This window comes from Lacisediminihabitans sp. (assembly GCF_036404185.1).
In the GTDB taxonomy this organism is placed as follows: Bacteria; Actinomycetota; Actinomycetes; order Actinomycetales; family Microbacteriaceae; genus Lacisediminihabitans.
Genome location: NZ_DASWPB010000232.1, coordinates 1 through 10,647, shown reverse-complemented (window position 1 = coordinate 10,647; position 10,647 = coordinate 1). Strand labels below are relative to the sequence as shown.

At 66.8% G+C, this 10,647-nt stretch carries 10 protein-coding genes; all 10 read left to right on the top strand.

The annotated features are described in order from the left end of the window. The first annotated feature begins 15 nt into the window (after positions 1 to 15). The gene (locus tag VGC18_RS16075; RefSeq protein WP_331099265.1) at positions 16 to 3,630 is read left to right on the top strand and encodes an FtsK/SpoIIIE domain-containing protein; all 3,615 of its coding nucleotides are present in this window, start codon (positions 16 to 18) and stop codon (positions 3,628 to 3,630) included. A 114-nt stretch (positions 3,631 to 3,744) separates the two neighbouring features. After that, a complete protein-coding gene (locus VGC18_RS16070; RefSeq protein WP_331099263.1) occupies positions 3,745 to 4,107 on the top strand; it encodes a hypothetical protein in 363 nt (120 codons plus the stop codon). After that, positions 4,107 to 5,429: a putative T7SS-secreted protein gene (locus VGC18_RS16065; RefSeq protein WP_331099261.1), complete on the top strand. Its 1,323-nt coding sequence runs from the start codon at positions 4,107 to 4,109 to the stop codon at positions 5,427 to 5,429. Before VGC18_RS16070 ends, VGC18_RS16065 begins: the two co-directional genes overlap by 1 nt. A 106-nt stretch (positions 5,430 to 5,535) precedes the next feature. Continuing rightward, complete coding sequence (locus VGC18_RS16060; protein WP_331099259.1) at positions 5,536 to 6,147, top strand: hypothetical protein; 612 nt, start codon at positions 5,536 to 5,538, stop codon at positions 6,145 to 6,147. Positions 6,148 to 6,170: 23 nt separating this feature from the next. After that, positions 6,171 to 6,797 (top strand): hypothetical protein, encoded by a 627-nt coding sequence (locus tag VGC18_RS16055; protein WP_331099252.1) that lies wholly within the window; start codon positions 6,171 to 6,173, stop codon positions 6,795 to 6,797. Beyond that, a complete protein-coding gene (locus VGC18_RS16050; RefSeq protein ID WP_331099250.1) occupies positions 6,790 to 7,653 on the top strand; it encodes a hypothetical protein in 864 nt (287 codons plus the stop codon). Before VGC18_RS16055 ends, VGC18_RS16050 begins: the two co-directional genes overlap by 8 nt. Positions 7,654 to 7,759: 106 nt before the next feature. Then, the gene (locus VGC18_RS16045; protein ID WP_331099248.1) at positions 7,760 to 8,056 is read left to right on the top strand and encodes a WXG100 family type VII secretion target; all 297 of its coding nucleotides are present in this window, start codon (positions 7,760 to 7,762) and stop codon (positions 8,054 to 8,056) included. A 389-nt stretch (positions 8,057 to 8,445) separates the two neighbouring features. Continuing rightward, positions 8,446 to 8,820: a 30S ribosomal protein S12 gene (gene rpsL / locus VGC18_RS16040; RefSeq protein ID WP_325517316.1), complete on the top strand. Its 375-nt coding sequence runs from the start codon at positions 8,446 to 8,448 to the stop codon at positions 8,818 to 8,820. After that, a complete protein-coding gene (gene rpsG / locus VGC18_RS16035; RefSeq protein ID WP_147783482.1) occupies positions 8,820 to 9,290 on the top strand; it encodes a 30S ribosomal protein S7 in 471 nt (156 codons plus the stop codon). Before rpsL ends, rpsG begins: the two co-directional genes overlap by 1 nt. 112 nt (positions 9,291 to 9,402) lie before the next feature. Further along, positions 9,403 to 10,647, top strand: a 1,245-nt coding sequence (locus VGC18_RS16030; RefSeq protein WP_331099243.1) for an elongation factor G, incomplete at its 3' end; no start/stop codon positions are given.

Here is a 10,647-nt window from a genome sequence, read left to right as displayed (position 1 = left end):
AGGGAGAAGCGCCGGTTGAGGAAGGCGATCGGCCGGTTCGACGTCCACCTCTCCTCGCTGACCGCTCAGCTCGAGGAGGAGCGAGTTCGCGAACTCGAGTTGCGCATCAACGAGTCGCCCTCGACGGCAGAGGCCTACGACGAGGCGGTACGTCGCGGTCCGATGCTCTGGACCAGACGCCCGGAGCACTGGTCCTTCCTCAACGTGCGGCTCGGCATCGGCACGATGACCTCGCGCACCGTGGTCGCCACCAGTCCGAAGGGCGAGATGCTGCCGGAGTTCCAGGCGCGGCTGGACGCCGTCGTGGAGGAGAACCGCCACATCGACGGCGTGCCGATCATCGATAACCTGTTCGACTCCGGCGCCCTCGGCATCGCCGGCTCGCCCGCGGCCGCCACCGGGTCGCTCAACTCCATCCTCGTCCAGATCACGGCCCTGCACTCGCCGGCCGAACTGGTCGTCGCTGCCCTGGTGAGCCCACGCTGGTCGCACGAACTGGAGTGGCTCAAATGGATGCCGCACACCTCGTCGCCGCACAGCCCGATCGAGGTCACGCACCTCGCCGACAGCGCCGCCAGCGGAGCCCAGCTGCTGTCGGCGATCGAGGGGCTGGTCGCCGACCGGCTCGGAGGCAAAGAGGCCCAGCGTCGCGGGGCGCTCGACCTGGAGGGCGCCGCCCTGGAACGCGGCGCGGATGTCGGAGCGTCCGGGTCGACGTCCGGAACCCCCTCTCCCGTTCCCGCCATCGTCCTGGTGATCTCCGATGACGTCCCAGTCGACCGGGCAAGGCTCGTGCAACTGGCGGAGCAGGCGGCGGACGCGGGTGTGTACCCGATCTGGGTCGCGCCGGATGTGCCGGCTCTTCCCGCCGTCTGCCGAACCTATCTGCGGCTCGACGACGATGCGGAGCTCGCCACCGTCGGTCTCGTCCGTCTCGGCGAGACGATCACGAACGTGCAGACCGAACAGGTCGATTCCGTGAGAGCGCTCGAGTTCGCCAAACGACTCGCCCCCGTCATCGACGCCGGGGCGCTCGTCGCCGACTCCAGCGACCTGCCGAGGTCCGTGTCGATGATCACGCTGCTCGGCCATGAGCTCATCGACACCAGCGACGCGGTGATCGATCGCTGGCGGCAGAACGCGTCCATCCACGACCGTAGGCCCGGTGTCCCGATCGTCCAGAAGCGTGCCGGCAAACTCCGCGCCATCATCGGCTCCGCGGGCGTCGATCCGATCCATCTCGACCTTCGCACCCAGGGCCCGCACGCCCTCGTCGGCGGCACGACCGGTGCGGGCAAGAGCGAGTTCCTGCAGGCCTGGGTGCTCGGCATGGCGGCCGAATACAGCCCGGACCGGGTCACCTTCCTCTTCGTCGACTACAAGGGCGGCTCCGCCTTCGCCGACTGCGTCTCGCTGCCGCACACGGTCGGGCTGGTCACCGACCTCAGCCCGCACCTGGTTCGCAGGGCGTTGACCAGCCTCAGGGCGGAGTTGCACTACCGGGAGCATCTGCTCAACCGCAAGAAGGCCAAGGACCTGCTCGAGCTGGAGAAGCGGGGAGACCCGGACAGCCCGCCGGCCCTCGTGCTCGTGATCGACGAGTTCGCCGCCCTCGTCGGAGACGTCCCCGAGTTCGTCGACGGTGTCGTCGACATCGCCCAGCGCGGGCGCTCGCTCGGCATCCACCTCATCATGGCGACCCAGCGTCCCGCGGGCGTGATCAAGGACAACCTGCGGGCCAACACCAACCTGCGCATCGCCCTTCGGATGGCGGACGAGTCGGACAGCCAGGACGTCGTCGGAGTCAAGGACGCCGCCCACTTCGACCCGGCCATTCCCGGGCGCGGGGTGGCGAAGACCGGCCCGGGGCGCCTGGCTCTGTTCCAGTCCGGGTATGCCGGTGGCTGGACCGGCCGGGAGCCGGAGCGCGCCGACATCGAGGTGGCCGAGCTCCGCTTCGGCGGGGAGAACCGCTGGGAGGACGTGCGCTCCACCGAGGTCGACGAGACCCGCGACCTCGGGCCGACCGACCAGCAACGCCTCGTGAGCTCTATCGTCAGGGCCGCCGGAGAGGCGAAGATCCCCGCTCCGCGCCGGCCGTGGCTCGACGAACTCGCCGGGCTCTACGATCTCGGCAAGCTGCCTCAGCGCACGGACTCCGAACTGCTGCTCGGCGTCGCCGACATCCCGGAGCGTCAGCAGCAGCTGCCTGTCTACTTCCAGCCGGACGTCGACGGTCATCTCTCGATCTTCGGAACCGGTGGTTCCGGCAAGAGCGCGGTATTGCGGACTCTCGCCGCGGCCGCCGCCATCACCCCGCGCGGCGGTCCGGTCCTGGTCTACGGGCTCGACTTCGGGTCGGGCAGCCTGCGGATGCTCGAGGCCCTGCCCCATGTCGGCTCCATCATCGCCGGGGACGACTCCGAACGCATCGTCCGGCTGTTCCGGATGCTGCAGGCGGAGCTCGAGGACCGCGGCCCCCGGTTCGCTGCGGCCAACGCCTCGAACATCGTCGAGTACCGCACCCTCGCCGGCCGTCCGACGGAGCCACGCATCCTGCTGCTCATCGACGGATTCCCGAACTTCCGCAACGACTTCGAGATCCCCGCCGGTCGATCCATCTGGTACGACGTCTTCAAGGACATCCTGGGCGACGGACGTCAGCTCGGCATCCACGTGGCGCTGACCGCCGACCGTGCCGGCGCGGTCCCCGCCTCGATCGGCTCGAGCATCCAACGCAAGGTGGTGCTGAGGCTCGCCGACGATGGGTACGGGATGCTCGACGTGCCGTCCGACATCCTCGGCAGCAAGTCGCCGGCGGGCCGGGCCATCGTGGACGGCTTCGAGACCCAGGTGGCGATCCTGGGCGGGTCCGCCTCCGTCTCCGATCAGGCGACCGCGACCAAGGCGCTCGCGGAGGCGATGGAGCGGGCCGGCGTCGTTCGGGCGCCCTCCATCGGCTCGTTGCCCAAGGAGTACGGGATCGCCGATCTCCCCACCGAGGTGGGGGGTGTCCCCGTCCTCGGCATCGGAGACACGGATCTCGGCCCCCTTGGCTTCGACCCGGAGGGCACGCTGCTGCTCGCGGGACCGCCAGCGAGCGGTCGGTCGACGGCGATGCTGGGATTGGCGCAGTCCATCGCCCGCTTCGATCCGGCCGCGCGGCTGTACTACCTCGGCAACTCCCGCTCCCGCCTGGCCGAGGCGGTCTCCTGGGAGGACCGTGCGACGACCACCGACGCCGTGGCCATGCTGGCCAAGGATCTGGCCGCCGCGATCGCCGACGAGGACACGGAGGGGCGCATTGTCGTCTTCATCGAGTCGATCGGCGATTTCCTGCAGACGCCGGCGGACTCGGCGATTGTCGAGCTGGCCAGGGCGGCGAAGCGGAGCACCCATCTGGTGATCGCCGAGGCGGAGATGTCGGCGTGGGGCTCGTCGTGGCCGCTCATGGGCGAGTTCAAGAACGCCCGTCGCGGATTCCTGCTGCAGCCGGAGTCGGTGGAGGGCGACATCCTGCTCAAGACCCAGCTGCCCCGCCTCATTCGTTCCGAGTTCCCGCCGGGCCGGGGCATGTACATCGCCAAGGGTCGGTTCGCGCGCGTGCAGCTGCCGCTGCCGCAGGAATGACGGGGATGGGGACCGCTACCCATGTCCAGTTCCCGCGGATATGGCTAGCTTGGTGATAGTTCGCGCGGGGTCCACGAAGAATTCGGGTCCCACGAAACAGAGGGAGAGGACGCGATGCCGGATCTCAAGTTGGACCTGGAGCTGCTGACGCAGCTCAAGGACGATCTGAAGGCGGTCGAGCACGAGTTCAAGGACGCGGACGACTTCAGCGACACCGTCGCGGATGCCACGGGGCACGACGATCTCGCCGGCCACGTCGAGGACTTCGCCCACAAGTGGAATGACAAGCGCAAGAGCATGACGGAAGCGGTCGAGGACCTCTACAAGTCGATCGAGGCGATCTCGGACGGCTTCACCAAGGTCGATGCCGGACTGTCGAAGGCACTCGAGGACGCGGCGACGAGCGCAAAGACACCCGCAAACGGCGGCGGCACCAGCGGTGGCGGCGGCGGGGGCGGCGGAGGAGGAGGGTACTGATGGGCGACCAGGAATTCATGCCGCTCAAGGGCGACGACGCGCTGTTGCGGGCCAAGGCGGAGCACTACGGCGAGATCGCCAAGGCCATCTCGAGATCGGTGAAGACGCTCCGCTCCATTCACGACGTCGACGGGATGAAGAGCCAGGCGATCGATGCCATCCGCGACAAGGCCGGCGATGTGGCCGACGACATCGCCAAGGCCCAGGAGCGGTACGCCGTGACCTCCACGGCGCTCGTCACCTACTCCTACGCCCTGAAGTCGGCCCAGGATGATGCGGCCACGGCGATCGCCCACATCAACCACAGGGAATCCGAGCTCCAGTCGGCGCAGCACACGGCGACGACGGCGAAGGGAGCCGCGGAGGCCGCCGATCCCACCGACACCGCATCTCAGAAGGCCGCCTCCGACGCACAGGACGACGTCACCGCCGCCGCCCAATCGCTGGATGCCGCGCAGCAGGAGTGGCGCGATGCCCTCGAGGCAAAGAACTCCGCGGCCGAGGCGGCGATCAAGTCCATCGTCGAGGTGGTCAGCGGGAAGAAGAACCACGGGCTCGAGGATTCGTGGTGGGACGACTGGGGGGCGACCGTCTACGACATCTTCAAGACGATCTGCGACTGGGCAGGAATCCTCTCGATCTTCCTGGGTTGGGTCCCCATCCTCGGTCAGATCCTCATCGTGCTCGGAACGATCGGCGCGATCCTCGATCTGATCGATGCGGTGATCAAGACGATCACCGAGGGCGGGAGCGGCTGGGACATCGTCTGGGCGGCAGCGGGCGTCGCGCTGAGTTTCGTCGGCGGCAAGGCGTTCAGCCAGCTGGCCAAGAACCTCAAGTCCGCCGCGTTGATGAAGACCCTGCCCGTCGCGCTGAAGGACGAGCAGGCGATGAAGAGCATGCGGGGCATCCTCAAGCTCAAGGCCGGCGAAAGCATGGTGCCCCAGGCGCTCGAGGCGAGCAAGAACCTCAAGATGGGTTTCAAAGACACCCTCAAGGCCATGTTCTCCGGCAGTCTCAAGGACCTCGAGCCGAAGGCCTTGCTCGGTCCGGGCAAGACGGGATTCAAGGATGTCGTCGGCGCCCTCAAGGAGGCGAAGCTCATCCCCGATCTCGATCCGGCCAAGCTGTTGAAACTGAACCGGGAGCTGATCGACGTTGCCAAGTTCGTCAAGCTGAATCCGGCGATCCTGAAGGAGCCGACCATCGCCATCCAGCTCGTCGGCGTGGCCGCCTATCAGGCCGAGACCACCTGGAAGGCCACCCAGGACCTGAGCGACCCGAAGACCTATCTCAGCGAGACCGTATACGGAGTGAAATAGACACGAGGCGCGCCGGCACCTTCCGTAGAGTGGACGCGGGGCCGCCGCGTCTCAGACGGAATGCAGCAATCGAGCGAAGACAGGGGAGAAGCCGATGGTTTTCGGGATGAAACGCAAGAGGAGATCGATCGCCGACTTCGATTTCGATGTGCGAGACGGATGGCATCCGGTCGACCTCGAGAGCGATTCCGGGCGGGAGTGGCTCGACACCCTCGTCCGCGAGGTCGCACCCGAGCTTGCACAGCGCGACCTGGTCCGAGCGGAGCTGGCTGCCGTGCGGGAGCGCCTCCTGGCCGCGGCGGACCCCCGGCTCACGGCCGCGGTCTACCTGCCGCCGGGCGAGCCCGCCCATGTCAAGTGTGTTCTCGCCTTCCGGACGACTGAGCTGTCGGACACGGACTCTCCCGAGAGCTACCTGGCCGCGCTCGACGAGGACGAAGAGCGCAGCGGTCCTGGCGAGCGCTACAACATCGTCAAGACGTGGACGGTCCGCATCGACGCGGGCCTGGCGGTGGGAGCGTACAACCTCATCACCTATACGGATCCCGGAGACGCCTTCGGGCGGCCCGAGGCCAGGGTGGTCATCGGAGTCTTCGTCGACGGCGCCGCCCAGATGCTTGAGTTCATCTTCACCACCCAGGACATAGCGGGATTCGACGATTTCGTCGACATGGCGATGGGGTGCGTGGCCACCCTCACCGTCGAGCTCGGGAGCTAGTCGTGCAAACACGACGAGTCCCATTGGGGGATGAGGGATTTTTCCTCATTCTTCCCGGCACCTGGGCGACCATTCCGCTGTCGAGTCCGGAGAAGATCAAACGGCAGGTTGCCCAGGTCGTGAAGCAGCAGATCGGCACGAGCGATCGATTGGCCTCTCGGCGGCGCCAGTTCAGGGAGGAACTGGTGAAGTCGGCGACCGACGCAAGGGATCAGGGTGCCATCGCCTACGCGATTGCCCTCGAGCTGATGCCGGGAGTGCCCTTCTCCGGCGCCATGATCACCCGGCGGCAGCCCTGGCCTCGGATCGCCACCGCGCTCGATGGCCTCGCCGAGCCGGCCGACCGGCTTCGCGCGGCATTTCCCGACGCCACCGTCCTCCACACCGCGGCCGGTCCGGTCGCTCGGGTGGCTACAGAGGGTGTGCAGCACTACGTGACAGAGGAGACACCGTCCCTCCGGCTCGAGTACTGGCTGCCCGCGCCGGTCGAGGACGGACTGCTCGCCATGCTGATCTCGCTGCCGACGGCCCCCGACGGCGCCTTGTTCACGGAGCTCTTCGACTCCATCGTCGATTCGATCACCTGGATCGGCGACTCGGTGGAGGCCGCCGACGGCGGTGCTGCGGCAGGGGTGGTGGCCGGTGCCTGACCGGTCGGCTTCCGGTCCCGCGAGATCCGCGAACTCGCCGCGTGCCGGTGGTCGTCTGCTCGTCCTCGGTGCCGTCGCCGTCGCGCTCGCCCTCGTCGCGCTCGCCTGGCTCCTCTGGCTGTTGTCCAGCGGCACCGATCGGGAGGGTCTGCAGACGACGGTGACCGTTCCCGGTGCATTCCTGCTGAGTCGGCGTCAGTCGAGCATCGTGTCGGTCCTGATCGCCATCCCGGGATGCCTGCTGGTGGTCGGCGCCGTCCTCCTCTTCCTCGGGGTGTTCCTGCGTCGTGCGGCCCGGTTCGGCGTGCGCGACCGTCGATGGTGGCAGGGGGGCACCGTGGTCTCGGTGATGAAGCCGATCGGGGCCCGTGCGCATCTGCTCTGGATAGCCGTCGCCGTCGTGGGGTGGGGGTGTCTCATCCTGATCCCCCTCGCCACCTCAGGCGGTGGAGGATGGCCGCTCGACCTCCGCGAGCCGGAATCGACCAACACCTTCATCGTCTTGGGTCTGTACGGCGGTCTGGCCGCGGCCCTGGCCGGCATATTGACGGTGTCTCTCGTCAAGAAGCTCACCTACGCCGCCGAGCTCCGGCGCAGGGGAGATCGTGCGCGCGGTGGAGGAGCAGGGAAGTCCTTCTGGCGGTGGTTCACCTTCCGCTGGCGTTTCGACCTGTGGTTCGCCGCCGTCGGCGGGGCGCTCCTCGGCACCTCGTGGATGGCGTTGCTCTTTCACGACACGAGCTTCTTCGCCGGAGCGCTCATCATCGGGGCGGTGTTCATGGCCGTCGCCGTGGTCACCGCGATGCAATACTGGCGGGCCGGTCAAGCCCTCGGTACCGGGGAGTCGTTCGCCTGACCCATGGGCACCCCTGCCCATTCCCTCCCGGCAGGGTGGCCAGTAGGTTTGCAGTAGTTGGTTGACCTGAGGAGGTCGGCCCCAGACGATCAAGGAGTTGAACCTCATGGCAAACATGAATGTCACCTACAGCGAGATGACCGATGCGGCCAACCGTCTCACGACCGGTAAGGACGACATCACCTCGAAGCTGCACGAGCTGCAGACCCTCGTGAACGGCCTGGTGCAGGGCGGATTCGTCACGGATGCCGCATCCGGGGCCTTCCACACCTCGTACGAGCAGTTCACCAAGGGCACGACGGAGGCCGTGAACGGCCTCGACGGCATGTCGCAGTTCCTCACCAAGGCCGCAGGCGCTCTGGAGAACGTGGACAGCGAGCTCGCGAAGGGCATCGGCGGCTGACCGGTCCGTCCCACCGCAACGAACGCCGTGGCCGCGTCCCATCCGGATGCGGCCACGGCGTTCGTTGCGGAGGGCAGCGTCTCCGTTCGCTGAGGGCGACCGCAGATCATTTGACCGCGACACGCCGCGCCGGTAGTCTTATCTGGTGTGCGCTTTGTCGTGCGCTTGAATCATGCCCGCGTGCTGTTCGCGGCGGGGATGACGAGCACTGGCATCTGGCATACGAGCTGGGTTTGCCCTCTGTACGAGGGCAGCCCCCACGGCATACCACTCAGGATCTCCCAACCGGGGGCTTTGCGTGTGGTGCAAAACGATCGGGAATCCGCAGGCCTCCCGATCGGATGCTAAAGAACCAGCTGTCACCGTGCAGTAAATACAAGGAGTATGCAGTGCCAACCATCCAGCAGTTGGTCCGGAAGGGTCGCAGCCCGAAGGTCGTCAAGACCAAGGCACCCGCCCTCAAGGCCAACCCCCAGCAGCGAGGCGTGTGCACACGCGTCTACACCACCACCCCGAAGAAGCCGAACTCCGCCCTGCGCAAGGTAGCCCGCGTGAAGCTGAGCAACGGCACCGAGGTGACCGCATACATCCCCGGCGAGGGCCACAACCTCCAGGAGCACTCGATGGTGCTCGTGCGCGGCGGTCGTGTGAAGGACCTCCCCGGCGTGCGCTACAAGATCGTCCGTGGCGCCCTCGACACCCAGGCAGTCAAAAATCGTAAGCAGGCCCGCAGCCGCTACGGAGCGAAGATGGACAAGAAGTAATGCCACGTAAAGGACCAGCACCGAAGCGTCCCGTTGTCGCGGACCCGGTCTACGGAGCCCCCATCGTCAGCCAGCTCGTCAACAAGATCCTTCTTGATGGCAAGAAGGGCCTCGCCGAGAAGATCGTCTACGACGCGCTCTCCGGTGTCTCCACCAAGAACGGTGCGGATGCCGTCGTCACGCTCAAGAAGGCGCTCGACAACGTCCGCCCCACCATCGAGGTCAAGAGCCGCCGCGTCGGCGGCTCGACCTACCAGGTTCCGGTCGAGGTCAAGCCTCACCGTGCCAACACGCTCGCGCTGCGCTGGCTGACCACCTATGCCAAGGCCCGTCGCGAGAAGACCATGACCGAGCGGCTCACCAACGAGATCCTCGACGCATCCAACGGCCTCGGTGCCGCGGTGAAGCGCCGCGAGGACACGCACAAGATGGCTGACGCCAACAAGGCCTTCGCTCACTACCGGTGGTAACCGGCGGGCGGCGACGGCCTGCCGGTCGTCGCCGCTCCACCACCAGGGGCGCCCATTCGGCCCCCGATTCGACTTCGGCCTGAGATCACACTTCAAGAGGTAAGGAACCCCCGTGGCACAAGACGTGCTCACCGACCTGAACAAGGTCCGCAACATCGGCATCATGGCTCACATCGACGCCGGCAAGACCACGACCACCGAGCGCATCCTGTACTACACCGGCATCACCCACAAGATCGGTGAGGTGCACGACGGTGCGGCCACGATGGACTGGATGGCGCAGGAGCAGGAGCGTGGCATCACGATCACGTCGGCTGCCACGACCTGTTTCTGGAACAAGAACCAGATCAACATCATCGACACGCCCGGACACGTCGACTTCACCGTCGAGGTGGAGCGCTCGCTTCGTGTCCTCGACGGCGCCGTCGCCGTCTTCGACGGCAAGGAGGGCGTCGAGCCCCAGTCGGAGACCGTCTGGCGTCAGGCCGACAAGTACGATGTCCCGCGCATCTGCTTCGTCAACAAGATGGACAAGCTCGGCGCCGACTTCTACTTCACGGTGGACACCATCGTCAAGCGCCTCGGGGCCAAGCCCCTGGTCATCCAGCTCCCGATCGGGTTCGAGAACACCTTCGAGGGTGTTATCGACCTCGTCGAGATGCGTGCGCTGACCTGGCGCGGCGACTCGAAGGGTGACGTCCAGCTCGGCGCCCACTACGAGATCGAGGAGATCCCGGCCGACCTCGTCGAGAAGGCGAACGAATACCGTGCCGCACTCATCGAGACCGTCGCGGAGGCGGACGACGAGCTGCTCGAGCGCTTCCTGAACGGCGACATCGACTTCAGCGTCGCCGAGATCAAGAAGGCCATCCGCAAGCTCACCGTCAACAGCGAGATCTACCCCGTGCTGTGCGGCTCCGCGTTCAAGAACCGCGGAGTGCAGCCGATGCTGGATGCCGTCGTCGACTACCTGCCGAGCCCGCTCGACGTGCCGGCGACCGAGGGTCACGACGTCCGCGACGAGGAGAAGATCGTCGCGCGCCACCCGGACCCGAAGGACCCCTTTGCGGCCCTGGCGTTCAAGGTGGCCGTCCACCCGTTCTTCGGTCGACTCACCTACATCCGGGTGTACTCCGGTCACCTCGACTCCGGCGGCCAGGTCATGAACTCGACCAAGGGCAAGAAGGAGCGCATCGGCAAGATCTTCCAGATGCACTCCAACAAGGAGAACCCCGTCGACTCGGTGACCGCCGGCCACATCTACGCGGTCATCGGCCTCAAGGACACCACGACGGGCGACACGCTGTCCGACCCGAACGACCAGATCGTCCTCGAGTCGATGACCTTCCCGGAGCCC

Excerpts from the sequence above, each read along its gene's own strand:
- VGC18_RS16070 (WP_331099263.1), top strand. The coding sequence starts at position 3,745 with ATGCCGGATCTCAAGTTGGACCTGGAGCTGCTGACGCAGCTCAAGGAC.
- VGC18_RS16060 (WP_331099259.1), top strand. The coding sequence starts at position 5,536 with ATGAAACGCAAGAGGAGATCGATCGCCGACTTCGATTTCGATGTGCGA.
- VGC18_RS16065 (WP_331099261.1), top strand. The coding sequence starts at position 4,107 with ATGGGCGACCAGGAATTCATGCCGCTCAAGGGCGACGACGCGCTGTTG.
- VGC18_RS16045 (WP_331099248.1), top strand. The coding sequence starts at position 7,760 with ATGGCAAACATGAATGTCACCTACAGCGAGATGACCGATGCGGCCAAC.
- rpsG (WP_147783482.1), top strand. The coding sequence starts at position 8,820 with ATGCCACGTAAAGGACCAGCACCGAAGCGTCCCGTTGTCGCGGACCCG.